This is a genomic window from Mycobacterium sp. 852002-51613_SCH5001154, assembly GCF_001667425.1.
Taxonomy (GTDB): Bacteria; Actinomycetota; Actinomycetes; order Mycobacteriales; family Mycobacteriaceae; genus Mycobacterium.
Genome location: NZ_LZII01000054.1, coordinates 1 through 14634, shown reverse-complemented (window position 1 = coordinate 14634; position 14634 = coordinate 1). Strand labels below are relative to the sequence as shown.

16 protein-coding genes are annotated in these 14634 nt (G+C 65.5%); 5 read left to right on the top strand and 11 right to left on the bottom strand.

The genetic code is table 11. The features are described from left to right. Window positions 1-3 precede the first annotated feature (3 nt). The gene (locus tag A5750_RS14155) at window positions 4-813 is read left to right on the top strand and encodes an SDR family NAD(P)-dependent oxidoreductase (RefSeq protein ID WP_067263566.1); all 810 of its coding nucleotides are present in this window, start codon (window positions 4-6) and stop codon (window positions 811-813) included. Here A5750_RS14155 and A5750_RS14150 read toward each other — a convergent pair. The 3 genes from A5750_RS14150 to A5750_RS14140 all read right to left on the bottom strand — a co-directional run bounded on the left by A5750_RS14150 (window position 810) and on the right by A5750_RS14140 (window position 3396). After that, the gene (locus tag A5750_RS14150; RefSeq protein ID WP_156659786.1) at window positions 810-1640 is read right to left on the bottom strand and encodes an SDR family NAD(P)-dependent oxidoreductase; all 831 of its coding nucleotides are present in this window, start codon (window positions 1638-1640) and stop codon (window positions 810-812) included. The two genes, A5750_RS14155 and A5750_RS14150, sit on opposite strands and share 4 nt — an antisense overlap. Window positions 1641-1659: 19 nt before the next feature. After that, window positions 1660-2508, bottom strand: a complete 849-nt coding sequence (locus A5750_RS14145; protein WP_067263562.1) for a mycofactocin-coupled SDR family oxidoreductase — start codon at window positions 2506-2508, stop codon at window positions 1660-1662. Between the two features lie 237 nt (window positions 2509-2745). Continuing rightward, window positions 2746-3396, bottom strand: a complete 651-nt coding sequence (locus tag A5750_RS14140) for a TetR/AcrR family transcriptional regulator (protein WP_067263559.1) — start codon at window positions 3394-3396, stop codon at window positions 2746-2748. Between the two features lie 242 nt (window positions 3397-3638). Here A5750_RS14140 and A5750_RS14135 point away from each other — a divergent pair, with 242 nt between their 5' ends. Next, entirely contained in the window at window positions 3639-4814 is a 1176-nt protein-coding gene (locus tag A5750_RS14135; RefSeq protein ID WP_067263751.1) for an acyl-CoA dehydrogenase family protein, read from the top strand. Here A5750_RS14135 and A5750_RS14130 read toward each other — a convergent pair. The 8 genes from A5750_RS14130 to A5750_RS14095 all read right to left on the bottom strand — a co-directional run bounded on the left by A5750_RS14130 (window position 4811) and on the right by A5750_RS14095 (window position 10855). Further along, window positions 4811-5074, bottom strand: a complete 264-nt coding sequence (locus A5750_RS14130; RefSeq protein WP_067263557.1) for a DUF4190 domain-containing protein — start codon at window positions 5072-5074, stop codon at window positions 4811-4813. The two genes, A5750_RS14135 and A5750_RS14130, sit on opposite strands and share 4 nt — an antisense overlap. A 90-nt stretch (window positions 5075-5164) precedes the next feature. Next, the gene (locus tag A5750_RS14125; RefSeq protein WP_082959113.1) at window positions 5165-5926 is read right to left on the bottom strand and encodes an acyl-CoA dehydrogenase family protein; all 762 of its coding nucleotides are present in this window, start codon (window positions 5924-5926) and stop codon (window positions 5165-5167) included. Between the two features lie 60 nt (window positions 5927-5986). Next, window positions 5987-7084 carry an acyl-CoA dehydrogenase family protein gene (locus A5750_RS14120; RefSeq protein WP_067263548.1) on the bottom strand — a complete coding sequence of 366 codons (1098 nt, stop codon included), beginning with the start codon at window positions 7082-7084 and terminating at the stop codon, window positions 5987-5989. Further along, window positions 7081-7515, bottom strand: coding sequence for a nuclear transport factor 2 family protein (locus tag A5750_RS14115; protein ID WP_066958040.1), 435 nt, complete (start codon window positions 7513-7515; stop codon window positions 7081-7083). The genes A5750_RS14120 and A5750_RS14115 overlap by 4 nt, the downstream gene beginning before the upstream one ends. Then, window positions 7487-8731, bottom strand: a complete 1245-nt coding sequence (locus A5750_RS14110; RefSeq protein ID WP_067263544.1) for an amidohydrolase family protein — start codon at window positions 8729-8731, stop codon at window positions 7487-7489. Before A5750_RS14110 ends, A5750_RS14115 begins: the two co-directional genes overlap by 29 nt. Window positions 8732-8734: 3 nt before the next feature. Then, on the bottom strand, window positions 8735-9058 hold the full coding sequence (locus A5750_RS14105) for a hypothetical protein (protein ID WP_066958044.1): 324 nt from the start codon (window positions 9056-9058) through the stop codon (window positions 8735-8737). Then, complete coding sequence (locus A5750_RS14100) at window positions 9042-10319, bottom strand: aromatic ring-hydroxylating dioxygenase subunit alpha (RefSeq protein WP_067263541.1); 1278 nt, start codon at window positions 10317-10319, stop codon at window positions 9042-9044. The genes A5750_RS14105 and A5750_RS14100 overlap by 17 nt, the downstream gene beginning before the upstream one ends. 5 nt (window positions 10320-10324) lie before the next feature. After that, the gene (locus A5750_RS14095; protein ID WP_067263534.1) at window positions 10325-10855 is read right to left on the bottom strand and encodes a carboxymuconolactone decarboxylase family protein; all 531 of its coding nucleotides are present in this window, start codon (window positions 10853-10855) and stop codon (window positions 10325-10327) included. Window positions 10856-11288: 433 nt separating this feature from the next. Between A5750_RS14095 and A5750_RS14090 the strand changes: the two genes are divergently transcribed. The 3 genes from A5750_RS14090 to A5750_RS14080 all read left to right on the top strand — a co-directional run. Further along, window positions 11289-12587 (top strand): amidohydrolase family protein, encoded by a 1299-nt coding sequence (locus A5750_RS14090; protein ID WP_066958050.1) that lies wholly within the window; start codon window positions 11289-11291, stop codon window positions 12585-12587. Between the two features lie 111 nt (window positions 12588-12698). Further along, window positions 12699-13865: an acyl-CoA dehydrogenase family protein gene (locus A5750_RS14085; RefSeq protein WP_067263531.1), complete on the top strand. Its 1167-nt coding sequence runs from the start codon at window positions 12699-12701 to the stop codon at window positions 13863-13865. Then, a partial coding sequence (locus tag A5750_RS14080) for an enoyl-CoA hydratase/isomerase family protein (protein ID WP_066958082.1) occupies window positions 13862-14634 on the top strand: 773 nt, incomplete at its 3' end. The genes A5750_RS14085 and A5750_RS14080, both read left to right, overlap by 4 nt.

Here is a 14634-nt window from a genome sequence, read left to right as displayed (position 1 = left end):
ACGATGGCAATCGATCCCTCGGACATCATGCTCACCGGCCGCGTGGCGGTGGTCACCGGCGGGGGAGCGGGCATCGGTCGCGGCGTCGCGGCCGGTCTCGCCGCCTTCGGCGCGACAGTGGCGATCTGGGAGCGCGACCCGCAAACCTGCGCTCAGGCCGCGGAATCCATTGGCGCCCTGGGCATCGTGACCGATGTCCGGGACAGCGGCCAGGTGGACGACGCGCTGCGGCGCACGAACGCCGAACTCGGCGCTCCGACGATCCTGGTCAACAACGCCGGAGGGGTGTTTTCGTCACCGCTGCTGGAAACCAGTGAGAACGGTTGGGATGCGCTCTACCGGGCCAACCTGCGCCACGTGCTGCTGTGCACCCAGCGCATCGCGAGGCAGCTGGTGTCGGCGGGCACCGGCGGCAGCATCGTCTCGGTGACATCGATCGAGGGCGTGCGCGCCGCACCCGGCTACGCCGCGTACGCGGCGGCCAAGGCGGGCGTCATCAACTACACCCAGACCGCGGCGCTCGAACTGGCGCCGCACGGCATCCGGGTCAACGCGATCGCGCCCGACATCACGCTCACCGAGGGGCTGGCGCAGCTCGGCGGCGAGGCGGCGCTGACCCGAATCGGCGATGTGGTGCCGCTGGGACGCCCGGGCCACGTCGACGAAATCGCCAGCGTCGCAGTTTTTCTCGCATCCAACATGTCGGCCTACCTGACCGGGCAGACTTTGCACGTCGACGGCGGCACCCACGCGGCGAGCGGCTGGTATCACGACCCGAAAACGGGCGAGTACCGGCTCGGCCCGTCCGGCTAGTGGTTCCACCCCTCGCCGGCCTGATCGGAGAAGGTGCGGTCGATGCGTTCGAACCTGCGGCGGATCGACGCGCGGGCGGCTTCGTGCGGAAGCACGTACAGACGGTTGGCCAGGATCGCATCCGCCGTCAACCGGGCGACGTCCTCGACGCCGACGCCCTCGTCCTGCGTCGGTAGCGTCCCGTCCGCCGCCTTCGGCGATGACGACAGCCCGTAGTCCGCCCCGCGGATCCGTTCCGAGTTCGAGAGCAGCTTGGTCTCCACCACCATCGGGCACAACACCGAAACGCCGATGCCGTTGTCCTTGACCTCGCGGGCCAGCGTCTCCGCCAGGCCGACCACACCGTACTTGGCGACGCCGTAGGCCCCGAGACCCGCGTTGGGAACCAGGCCGGCGAAGGACGCGGTGAACGCGAGGTGTCCGCCCGTGCCCTGTTCGAGCAGCCGCGGCAGGAACGCCTCGACGGCGTGGATGTTGCCCCACAGGTCGATATCGATGACCCAGCGCCAGTCGTCGTGGGTCATCTGCGCGATCGGACCCGCGACCACGATGCCGGCATTGCTGAAGACGACGTCGACGCGGCCGAGCAGGCGGAAGGATTCTTTCGCCAGGTGAACCATTTCGTGGAGATGCCGGACGTCGCATACCACGCCGTGCGCGTCGAATCCCTGGGCGCGCAGGTGGTTTACCGCCTGCTCGAGGCCCGGCTGATCGACGTCGGAGAGCACCACGCGGGCGCCGCGGCGGGCGAATTCGGTGGCGGTGGCCAAGCCGATACCGCTCGCACCACCCGTGACGACCGCCCCACGACCTTCAAATCCGGCAATTCCATTCACGGACCGGATGCTACTTAAGGCAGCTACCCGCATCTATGGGCAGGGTCACGCCGGTGATGTAGCGCGACTCGTCCGAGGCGAAGAACAGCACGGCGTTGCTGACATCGATCGGCTCCACCCATGGAATCGGCATGGTGTGAAACAGCTGACAGATCGGCGCCATGTCGTCGGGACCGGGATTCTCCAGGTCCGGGCGGAACATCTTGAAGGTGCCCTCGTTGTGCAGCATCGGTGTCTTGACATGGGTGGGATGTACCGAGTTGACCCGAATCATGTGCTGCCCCAGCTCAACCCCGAAGGCACGCATCAACCCGACGACACCGTGTTTGGCGGCGACATAATGGCCGGTGTGGGGGTAGGCCTTCAGGCCGCCGACCGAGCTGGTCAGGATGATGGAACCGCCCCGGCCGCCCGACAGGAGATGCGGCACACCGGCTTTCACGGTTTTCCACACCCCGGCGAGATTGATGTCGATCATCTCGGTCCAGTCTTCTTCGCTGGTTTTGTCCAGGGTGTCGCCGCCGTTACCGATCCCGGCGTTGGCCACGATGATGTCGAGCCGGCCGAGTTGTTCGACGCCGCTGTCCACGGCGGATTTCAGCGCCGCGTAGTCGCGCACGTCGACCTCGGCGGTGACGATCCTGCGGTTGTGGCCCTTGACCAGGTCGGCCGTCTCGGCAAGATCCTCGGGCGTCGAGGCCGGGATCGCGGTGTCCGTCACTCCCTCGCGGATGGGCTTGCAGATGTCGATGGCGATGATGTCGGCGCCCTCTTGTGCCAACCGCACCGCGTGGCTGCGGCCCTGACCGCGCGCCGCTCCGGTGACGAAAGCGACTTTGCCCTCAACACGTCCGGTCATGGCTACCTCAACTCCTGACTAGTGATCGCATGCCTCAGCGTGAACAGCCGTTGCCGCATGCCCCGGCTTGCGCATCTCGCCGCCTTTGCACTTTGTCACCACCCGCTCGTGAGTGTCAACGACGAATCCGTTTTGGCTATTTGTGATTCTAAATATTAGAGAATCTGATTCTCATCAGCAAATGACGTGCGGTATTTGATCAGGCCCAGCAGGGGTGACGGCGCAGCGGGGTTCGCGCTAGCCGACGAAGCCGCGTGAGCAGAAATCCCATACCTCTTCGCTGGTAATGGGATGGATGGTCGCATCGTCGGAGCCGCCGCTGGATTGCGCGATGAACATCACGGTCTGCATGGTCATCGCAGCCATCCGCTTCGCATTGACGCCCGCGCGCAATTTGCCGGCGTCATAAGCCTCTTCCATCAACTCGGTGAGCAAAGCCAACAGGGGCGCATGCGCCACCTTGACCTCAGCGGGATGGGTCACCAGCAACCGTGGCGCAAAGTCGGTGAACAGCGGTCGCTGGGCGGTCGGATCCGGACGGGAGGCCTCATACAGGAGTTGCACGGCCACCTTCAGCCGCTCCAGCGGATCGGCCTGGCTTTCCGTGGCCGCGCGAATCTGGTCGGCGGACCGGCTCAGGGCGTCTTCGAACAGCGCCAACAGCAGCTCGTGCTTGCCGTCGAACTGCAGGTAGAAGCTGCGTAGCGACTGACGGGAGCGGTCGACGACCTCCTGCACGGTAAAGTCCGTGGAGCCCTTCTCGATGATGATGGCCTGCGCCGCGTCGAGGAAGCGCTGAACGCGTTGCGCGGCTCGCAATTTCGCCGTCTTGATCGACCTCTCGACGGCGCGCTGCTTCCAGGCCGGCTCTTCGCTTGGGCTGGTCACGGCCGGCTCAGCTGATTGCCGCGAGGGGAGAACATGATTGGACTGTACCGGAGAACGCCGTGACATCGCTGCGCTCGACCCCCTCACGGATCATGTGTCGGAGATTGTAACTTCCTCGCCATGAGAATACTATTCTCTTAGACGTGTGTTTGGAAGCGTAATCATAAGAGCGAACCGCGCGGTCGGCGGAAATCGTGATCTACCGACACCCGGCGGTGCTCACGACCGTCCCGGGGAGTCGCGTGCAGCTCACCTTTGACGCCGACGTCGAGGCGTTCCGTTCCGAATTCATCGCCTTCCTGGACGCGCACCTGCCCACCGGGGCCGAGGCGTTCGAGCGGCCACGCTCCAGTTCGCACGTGCCGCAATGGGCCCGACGCTGGCAGCGGCTGTTGTTCGACAGCGGATGGCTGCTTCCCGGCAACCCGCCCGAGTTCGGCGGACGCAACGCCACGCTGTTGCAGCAATACGTTTACTTGGAGGAGCTGGGGAGGCGGCGCATCTATCAAAGCTTCAATCCGCAAGGCGTGGGCATCATCGCGGCCTCGTTGCTGACCTTCGGCACACCCGAACAGAAGCAAGGTTGGGCGGTGCCGATTTTGCGGGCCGAGATCACCGCGGCCCTGGGAATGAGCGAACCTGGAGCGGGCTCGGACCTCGCGTCGCTGAAAACGCGTGCGGTGCTTGACGGTGATCACTTCGTGGTCAACGGGCAGAAGGTGTGGACGTCGGGCGCCCACGATGCCGACGTGCTGCTGACCTTTGTGCGCACCGATCCAAAGGCGCCGAAACACAAGGGCATTAGCGTGTTGCTGATCCCGACCGATACACCGGGCGTGGTGCGACGCCCGTTCGCGTCCATGTGCGACAGCGACGAAGTCGACTTCAACGAGGTGTTCTTCACCGACGCGCGGGTGCCGGCCGAGAATCTGGTGGGCGAGCTCAACGGGGGGTGGCGGGTGGCCACCGGCTCGCTGGGGCACGAACGCGTCATGCTCTGGATGGGATACGTCGACCTGTTGCACGAATTGAGCATCGATTTCCGCCCGTCGAGCGCGCTGGAGCGAGATCGCTACGCCACCCTGGTGATGGACGCCCACGCGCTGCGGCTCCTGGGGTCCGCGGCGTTATCGCGGGCCGCGCGCGGTGAAGAGGACGTACCGGCCCAATCGGTGCTCAAGCTGCTGGGATCCGAAGCCCTGCAACGGGCGTCCGAGGATGCGCTGGACGCCGCGCGCGCGGACGGGTTGGTGTACCGGGCGGTGACCGCTCCGTTCGCCCCGCTGAACCTCGACAGTCATTACCGCAGCTGGTTCGATCGATACGCGCGCAGCTTCGCCGCGACAATTGCGGGCGGCACGTCGGAGATTCAGCGGAACATCATCGCCGAGCGCGTGCTGGGGTTGCCCCGGAACTAGCGGGCGTCCCGCCACGCGTAGTACCCGATTACGACGAGCCCGGCCGCGATCGATACGGCCCCTAATGCCATGCCCGCCAGCGCGATTCGCGGATTGTTCGCTTCGCGTCGCTGCACGCGTCTGCGCGCGATATCGCCCGTGATCACCGCCGCAATGCCGAAGGGCACCCCGATCAGCATCCAGCACGTCAGGAGCGCGACCAGGCCCACGAGCAGCGCAGCGACACCCATCTCGTTTCGTGGTTGCTCGGGTTGACTCATCGCGTCCCATCCTCCTGGCGGCCAGACGGAGTCTACGCGCCGGCTTTCCGGTCCTCCGGCGGCGAGCGTGGCGGCGGGGCCGTGGACCGGCTAGAGCTCGGCGAGCCGCGGCGCAAACCGCTTATCTACCAATGTTTTTCCGGCCACCCGAGTGAGCTCCTGTGCGTTGCCCAGCAGTCCGTCCAGGATCAGCGACCGTTTGACGTGGTGATGTAGTGGGTGCTCGGCGGTGAAGCCGATCCCGCCGAGTACCTGCTGACAGTGGCGGGCGGCGGTGAGCGCGGCCTGGCCGGCGGCGGCCTTCGCCAGCAGGGCGCCCAGGCCGTCGTGATCATTTGATTGCGCGGCGACGTGCAGCGTCGCCTCGGCGCCCTCGATCGCTACGAGCGTCTCGGCCAGCCGGTGGCGGATCGCCTGGAACGAGCTGATGTGCCGCCCGAACTGGACGCGGTCGAGGGCGTGCTGGCGCGCCAGCGCGAGCATGGCCCGGCTGGCGCCGACCAGCCACCAGCCCAGGGCCCGCCGCCCCGCATGCAGCGCGGCCGGTGGCAAAGAACTCCCTTGTGGCACCCGGTGTATCGGCAGCGACTCGTCGACCGCCGACTTCGCGCCCGCATCGCCGCGCTCCCATATCACCCAGGAGCCACCGGCGAACGGTAGCGGCAGGGTGTCCCCCGGCGCGGCCCCGCTCTCGCATAAGATTACGTCGTTGAGCATCGGCGCGTGCGCGCCCGTCTCACCAAGCAGGCGGAACACCAGAGGCACGGCAACGTCCGGTATTTCGTCCAGCATGTCGCGCCAGCCCAGGTCGGCCAGCGCTACGTCGAGCTTAACCCCCGATGCGGCCGTCATCGTCGTCCGCAGCGAACCTTCGAGCAGTCGCAGCGACTCAGGATCCGTCGACTCCACGGTTCACTCCTTCCCGAGGTCGAGTAGCCGCCGAGCGATGATGTTGCGCTGGATTTCCGCGGTTCCGCCGTAGATGGTCGCCGCGCGCGAGTACAGGTATTCCGCGCGCCACGGCGTGTCGTCCAGCTCGAGCGCCCCGGGCAGCAGGTCCCGGACGGTGTCGTAGAGTCGCTGCTCTGCGCCGGCGAGCAGCACCTTGTCGATGGACGTGTCGGCTCCCAGTCGGGCCCCGTCGCGCAGCCGATGCTGGGTGTCGCGGGATCGGCAGCGCAGCGTGTGAAGAGCCAGATAGGCTGCGCCAAGCTCAGATTCGTTCGGCTCGCCGACGTCGGACGCCTGCGCGATGAGTTCGTCGAAGCGGGAGTACAGGTACGCGATCCGCTGCCAGAAGCAGGTGGACCGTTCGTAGGGGAGCAGGTCCATGGCGAGCCGCCAGCCGTCTCCCGGCCGGCCGAGCATCCGGCTCCCCGGGATCACCACGTCCTCGTAATAGACCTCGCAGAATTCGTCGACCCCATGCATCGTCCGGAGCGGCCGGATGGTGATGCCCGGGGTGTCGAGGTCGACGAAGAAGGCGGTGATCCCGTCGTGTCCGGGTGCGGTGCGGGTGAGCAGGACGCAGCGCGTCGAGAACTGCGCGAAGCTGGTCCAGACCTTCTGCCCGTTGACGATCCAGTTCTCGCCTTGCTGCGTTGCGCGGGTGGTCAACGACGCCAGGTCGCTGCCTGACCCCGGCTCGGAAAAGCCTTGACACCATTGTTCTTCGCCGCTCAGCAGCCGCGGCACCATTTCGGCGGCAAGCTCTGGGGCCGCGTAATCGATCATCGTGGGTGCGAGCACCTCGAGCATCGAATAGGGTCCGGGTTCGGCGAGGCGGCGACCGACCACCTCTTCGCCGACGATCGCGCGCAGCACGGCGGGACCACCCAATCCACCGACCTCGGTGGGCCAGCCGTAGCGCATCCAATCGGCGTCGTAGAGTGCGCGGCTGACCCGGGCGAACTGCCGCATATGGCCCTGCAGTGAGTGGTCGGGGCCTGGGGTCAGGTCATTGTCGTCGAGCCACGAGCGCAGACCGGCCCGGAATTCCTCGACATTCACGGCGTGGGACGGCCGACGGCGTGCGGGCGCCCGGAGTCGTGCACGCCGCTGCGGCGAATGAACGTCATGGCGCGGGTTTTCAGCCGCCAGCCGTCGGTGGTCCGGGAGTAGGTGTCGCGGTAGTAGCCGATCCGCATGTCGTGGGTGGCGCCGTCGATGAAGCACAACGGCTGGGTGCCGCTCGCCGAATCGCCGTCGATGTTCTCGATCAAGGCAGTTCCGGTGAGGAACAACCCCTTTGGAGCCGCGGCCACCAATTCTGGGAATCTGTCCAACTTGTACGTGGACCCGAACGCGCTGTATGTCCCGTCCGGGGTGAAGACGCCGATCAGCCCGTCGATGTCTTCCTGGGTGATGGTCACCGCGTAGCGGGCGAGCAGCTGCTGGATCTCGACCAGGTCGTCAGTTCGGGTTGGCTGATTTGTCGACATAGACCTTGCCGCCTTTCATGACAAAGCTCACCTGCTGGGTAACGGTTATGTCTTCCAAGGGGCTTCCCGGCACCGCGATGATGTCGGCAAGCTGCCCGGCTGCGATCCGCCCGCGGTCCGTCGAGTTGATCAGCTCGGCCGCGGTCACCGTCGCCGCCCGCAAAACCGCCAGCGGCGGCAGGCCCCAGTTGACGAGGGTGACCAGCTCGTCGGCGTTGCGTCCGTGCGGGATCGCGGGCGCGTCGGTGCCGACGGCGATCTTCACGCCGGCCTGGTAGGCGGCCAGGATCGAAGTCCTGGCCTTCGGGAACATCTCGGCCGCCTTGGCCTGCAGCTCTGGCGGAGCGTGCGAGACGTCCATCGCATCGCCATCGGCCAGGCGCCGGGTGCTCACCAGAAAGGTGCCGTGCTCGACCAGCGACGCGATCGCTTCGTCGTCGATCAGGAAGCCATGCTCGATGCAGTCGATGCCGGCCGCAACGGCATGCTTGACCGCTTCGGCGCCGTGCGTGTGCGCCGCGACGCGCAGCCCACGTCGGTGGGCCTCATCGACGATCGCGCACAGCTCCTCATCCGAATAGTGTTGCGCGCCAGGCGGACCGGTCAGTGACATCACCCCGCCCGAACAGCAGACCTTGATCAGCTCGGCGCCATGTTTGATCTGGTAGCGCACCGCCTTGCGGATCTCGTCGATGCCGTTGGCGATCCCTTCTTCGACGGTCAGCTCGAGGGCGTGGGGCGCGAACGCCGCGAACATCGTCGGGTCCAGGTGGCCGCCGGTCGGCGTGATGGCATGCCCGGCCGGCACCACGCGCGGACCGTCGATCCAGCCGGCATCAATGGCCTTGCCCAGCGCGACGTCCAACAGGTAGCCGCCGGTCTTGACGAACAGGCCGAGGTTGCGCACGGTGGTGAATCCGGCGCGCAACGTGCGCCGCGCATTGCCGACCGCGCGCAGCACCCGCGTCGGCGGATCGTCCTGAACCTGGGACAGGCCGGGTTTCTCCCCGCGGCCGCCCATCAGCAGGTTGACCTCCATGTCCATCAGCCCGGGCAGCAGGATCTGGTCGCCGAGATCGATGACCGAGTCTTCTGGGCCCGGGGGACCTGAGCCCCCGACGCCGACGATCCGGTCACCCTCGATCTGCACAACGCCGGGGGACACGATCTCGCCGGCGTCGACGTCGAGCAGCCCGGCCGCCTTGAGGGTCAACACCGGTTAAATCACCGGTTCCCGGATGCACTCCACCCAGGCCGCGCCGCTGTCGGGCACCCGGGCCTGTTTCCACGCCTCGATCGGAAACGACACCATCACGAGCGACTGCATGATGTGCATGAGAGTCCTCGCGTCGTCGGGCAGATCGTCCAGCGGGTATTTGTCGCAGTACTCGATGGCATCGTTGAGGCGCGGGAACGCGACGTCGTAGAACGCCTGCATCTCGGCCATCGTAGAGGCCAGCCGCTTGGCGTAGCGCTCCGGCTCGGTGGCCAGGTCCCAATCCAAATACGGCTGCAGGTCCGCGAATTCAGACGGTAACGCCATTGTTCTGGTACTCCTTCACGTAATCACCGGTCGTCTTGTGCAGATGGCGGATCAAGACCTCCTGATCGCACAGCAAGAATTCCTTGACGGCCCGGGTGCCGATCATGGTCTGGGTCGCCTCCAGCGTGTTGGCGTCTTGTAGCGCGTACTCCTTGAAGGTTACGGCGGCCAACTCCTGGGCCAGGCGTTCGCGCGCGTTGCGCGGCGGGACGAAGTACAGCGTGCACTCGAAGATGTGCTTGTCGACGGCGGTCGGCCAGTAGTGGTAGGTCAGGAACCAGCCCGGCTCCCAGATCAACAACATGAAGTTGGGGTAGAAGAGCCATGAGTCGATGCCCCACTGCGGCACCCGCTTCACGTTGACACCCGGCGGCAGCTCCAGCTTCTCGATGATCTCCGGCTTATCCCAGGGACCGAACAAACCGCTGCGCAACACCTGGTCCATCGGCTTGACCATGGACATGTCCGGGGGCGGCGCCTGACCGCCCCAGGTCGACTGCAGACTGTGCGGGCCGGCCACCTCGTAGTGCAGCGCTTCATACCCGAACTTCTGGATCTTGGCGGCTTCTTCCTTGGTGTACTGCCCCTGGTGCAGGATCGGCGCGTGGTAGAACTCGACGAACGCGTCGATGAACAGTTTCCAGTTGCTGCCGACCTCGGCCCGGTAGGAGTAGGTCTCCGTCATCTCGCCGAAGGGGTAGCCCTCGATGCTCTTGGCCAGCGGCCCGAGGTAGTCGATCAGCGGCGCCGCGTTGTCGTCGAAGTTGATGAAGATGAAGCCTTCCCACACCTCGCAGCGGACGGGCGCCAGGCCGAATTTGCTCTTGTCGAGGTCGAAGAACTCTTCTTCCTGTTGGACGAACGTGAGGTCACCGTCGAGGCTGTATCGCCAGGCGTGGTACTTGCAGGTGAACTGCCGGCAGGTGCCGGAGGTCTCCTCGGTGGGAAAATCGTTCCACACCAACTTGTTTCCGCGGTGGCGGCAGACGTTGTGGTACGCCTTGACCGCCCCGTCCTTGGTCTTGGTGATGATCACCGACGTGCCCTTGCCGGCCGCCGGCAGTTCTCTGGTGAAGTAGCTGCCGGTACGCGGCAGTCGCTCGACCCGGCCGACGTTGAGCCAGGTCTTCCTGAAGACGGCGTCGCGCTCGGCTTCGAAGAAGGCCGGATCGATCGAGTCGGTGTAATCGACTGGCGCCGTGCCGAGGTCGGGGTAATTTTCAGTCCAGCTGCCTGCGGCCGGCTTGGGGAAGTGGGGCACCTTATCTACCTCTCTTGATGGTCCTGATCGGCGTTCTCGAGCTGTACGCCAAAAGTGTTGAAGGCCATGGCCAGCAGGGCATAGCAGCCGACCGTGAAGACGAAATCCATCCGCTGCTGATCGTTGAGGCGCTCGCCGAGCGCGGCCCAGGTCTCGTCGGACAGCTGTGATTTCGCCTCGAGCTCATCGACGCCGGCGATCACCGCGCGATCAAACTCGTCCGCGGACTCGCCTCGTTCCACCGCGGCGATCTCGTCGTCGGTGATTCCCGCGTCCTTGGCCATGCGGACGTGGTGAGACCACTCGTAGGTGCATTCGCGACGATGTGCGACCCGCAGGATGGCCAGTTCTCGGATGCGCACCGGCAGCGTGGACGAGGTCAAGAGGTGAACGTTGAACCGCAGAAATGCCTTGGCCAGCGCCGGGTGGTGGGCGAGGGTGCTGAGCGCATTGTTGGTCTCCGCGCCACGCATTGCCGAGAGTGCCTTCTGGGTAACCTCGTCCCACTGATCAGCCGGCAGCGGCGGCAACCGCATCGGCGCTCTCCTCTCGCTCTCCTCCGGGCCACCTCTCGGCCAAGGAGAATCATATTCTCATTTCTAACCAATAGAGTTGCACGAAACGCTCGGCCGGTCAATGCCGGCCGGCGGGGCCGCGCCCGGCACCGGCGCCGTGCGCCCGCCCGGCCAACGAAACAGCCGCCTGCCAGCAAGAACGTCGTCGGCGATGCCGGAGTCCTGCGCAACGCGGGCAGTCGCCGCAGCGCATAGTCGCTCGGACGCGGGCAAATTACGGGCACGCTCCGGCGTTTGTCAGCCGATGAACACCGGCCGCGGCGTCCGCTGGATGTTGATTCTCGCTTGGCGAGAAGATAGTTTTCATTTTAGTGATCTTGGCACGGGACAGCGATTCGCCGAGGCTGCGTGGGAGCGGAATCGAATAGACGAACCCGACGGAAGGGCAACGGCCATGAACAAAGAAGACATGATCCTGATCAGCGTCGACGACCACACCGTCGAGCCGCCCGACATGTTCAAGAACCACCTGTCGAAGAAGTACCAGGACGACGCGCCGCGGCTGGTGCACAACGCAGACGGCTCGGACATGTGGAAGTTCCGCGACACGGTCATCCCGAACGTGGCATTGAACGCGGTCGCCGGACGGCCGAAGGAGGAGTACGGCATCGAGCCGACTGGGCTCGACGAGATCCGGCCGGGTTGTTACAACGTCGACGAGCGCGTCAAGGACATGAACGCCGGCGGCATCCTGGCCTCGATCTGCTTCCCCTCCTTCCCGGGCTTCGCCGGGCGGCTGTTCGCCACCGACGACCATGATTTCTCGATCGCGCTGGTGCAGGCATACAACGACTGGCACATCGACGAGTGGTGCGGCGCCTACCCGGCGCGCTTCATCCCGATGGCGATCCCGGTGATCTGGGATGCGGAGGCGTGTGCCGCCGAGGTGCGCCGGGTGTCGAAAAAGGGCGTGCATGCGCTGACCTTCACCGAAAACCCGGCCGCGATGGGCTATCCCAGCTTCCACGACGAGTACTGGAACCCGCTGTGGAAAGCCTTGGTGGACACCGACACCGTGATGAACGTGCACATCGGTTCCTCGGGCCGGCTGGCGATCACCGCGCCGGATGCGCCGATGGACGTGATGATCACACTGCAGCCGATGAACATCGTGCAGGCCGCCGCGGACCTGCTCTGGTCGCGGCCGATCAAGGAATACCCGGACCTGAAGGTCGCGTTGTCCGAGGGCGGAACAGGCTGGATTCCCTACTTCCTCGAGCGTGCGGACCGGACCTTCGAGATGCACTCCGCATGGACGCACCAGGACTTCAAAGGCAAGCTGCCCAGCGAGGTCTTCCGTGAGCACTTCCTGACCTGCTTCATCAGCGACAAGGTCGGCGTGGCGCTGCGCAATATGATCGGCATCGACAACATCTGCTGGGAAGCCGACTACCCGCACAGCGACTCGATGTGGCCGGGCGCGCCGGAAGAGCTATGGGATGTGTTGTCCCTCAACGACGTTCCGGACGACGAAATCAACAAGATGACACATGAGAACGCCATGCGCTGGTACTCGTTCGACCCGTTCACCCACATCTCGCGCGAACAGGCGACGGTCGGTGCGCTACGCAAGGCCGCCGAGGGGCACGACGTGTCCATCAAGGCGCAGGGCCACGAAAAGGACGGCCGGGGCGGCTCGTCCTTCGCGGACTTCGCGGCGAACGCGAAGGCCCTTTCCGGCAACAAGGACTGAGGGTCCCCCGGTCCCGCGAGCAGACGCAAACTCGCATGACTCCGGTCGCGATTATGCGAGTTTGCGTCTGCTCGCGCTGAAAGAGGAGGCGGCGCAATGTCCAGCGTCGGAATGAATTTTGAGCTGACTGACGATCAGGAGCTGATCCGCCGGTCGGTCGCCGAGTTGGCGCGCAAGTTCGACGACCAGTACTGGATGGAAAAAGACCAGGCGCACGAATTTCCGACCGAGTTCTACGACGCCATCGCTCAGGGTGGCTGGCTGGGCATGACGATTCCCCCGGAGTACGGCGGCCACGGCCTCGGAATCACCGAAGCCACCATCCTGCTCGAGGAGGTCGCCAAATCCGGCGGCGCCATGAACGCCGCCAGCTCGATCCATTTGTCCATCTTCGGCATGCAACCGGTGGTGGTGCACGGCTCCGACGAACTCAAGGCGCGCACGCTGCCCAAGGTCGCGACCGGCGAAGTGCACGTCTGCTTCGGCGTGACCGAACCTGGCGCCGGACTGGACACGTCGCGAATCACCACCTTCGCCAAGCGCGACGGCGATCGCTACATCGTCAACGGCCGGAAGGTGTGGATCTCCAAAGCGATGGAGTCCGACAAGATCCTGCTGCTGACGCGTACCCAGTCATATGAGGAAGTCACCAAGAAGACCGACGGGATGACGTTGTTCATCACCGACCTCGACCGCAGCAGGGTCGACATCCGCCCCATCCGCAAGATGGGCCGCAACGCCGTCAGCTCCAACGAATTGTTCATCGACAATCTCGAGGTGCCTGTCGAGGACCGAATCGGCGAGGAAGGCAAGGGCTTTCAGTACATTCTGGACGGCCTGAATCCGGAGCGGATGCTGATCGCCGCCGAGGCGCTCGGCATCGGCCGGGTGGCGCTGGACAAGGCGGTGAAATACGGCAACGAGCGTGAGGTGTTCGGCCGGCCCATCGGCATGAACCAGGGCCTGCAGTTCCCGCTCGCCGACTCGCTGGCACGCCTGGACGCCGCCGAGCTGATGTTGCGCAAGGCCACCTGGTTGTATGACAACGGCAAACCCTGTGGGCGCGAGGCGAATACGGCGAAATACCTGTGCGCCGATGCTGGCTTCACCGCCGCGGACCGGGCGTTGCAAACGCATGGTGGTATGGGATACGCGGAGGAATACCACATCACGCGCTACTTCCGCGAGGCCCGGCTGATGAAGATCGCGCCCGTCAGCCAGGAGATGATCCTGAACTTCCTGGGATCCAACGTTCTGAAGTTGCCGAGGAGCTATTGACCGCGCCCGGCGACCCCGTGCTGCTGTCGGAAGACCGCGCCGGAGTACGCACCCTGACCCTCAACCGTCCGCGCCGTAAGAACGCGATCAACCCCGAACTCTGGGTTGCGTTGCGCGACGCGCTGCACGCCGCCGGTCACGACCGCGGCGTGCGCGCGCTCGTGCTCGCCGGCTCCGGCGGCAGCTTCTGCTCCGGTGCCGACATCTCGGTCCCCGACGACATTCATCCGAATTACAAGCTGCAGCGGCTGACTGACGTCGCGCTGGAGCTGCACGAGCTTGCGATACCGACGATCGCCAAGGTGGCCGGAGTGGCCGTCGGGGCGGGCTGGAACCTCGCGCTCGGATGCGACTTCGTCGTCGCCACGCCGGAATCGACGTTCTGCCAGATCTTCTCCAAGCGGGGTCTGTCGATTGACCTCGGTGGTTCCTGGTTGTTGCCCAAACTCGTTGGCCTGCAACAGGCGAAGCGGCTCGCGCTGCTCGCCGAGACGATTGACGCCGGGGAGGCGTACGCGCTGAACCTGGTGACGTGGGTGGTGTCGGCGGCGGAGATCGACTCCTTCGTCGACGATCTCGCCGACCGGCTGGCGGCCGGTCCGCCGATCGCCCTCGCCCACACCAAGGCTCTGCTGAACGAGGGAGCCGACAGCACCTTGCGCGACGCGCTGGCCAACGAGGCCCGCGCTCAGGTGGGCAATTTCGCGACGGCGGACGCGGCCGCGGCGTATGCCGCTTTCGCGGAGCGGCGGGAGCCGTCGTTTACTGG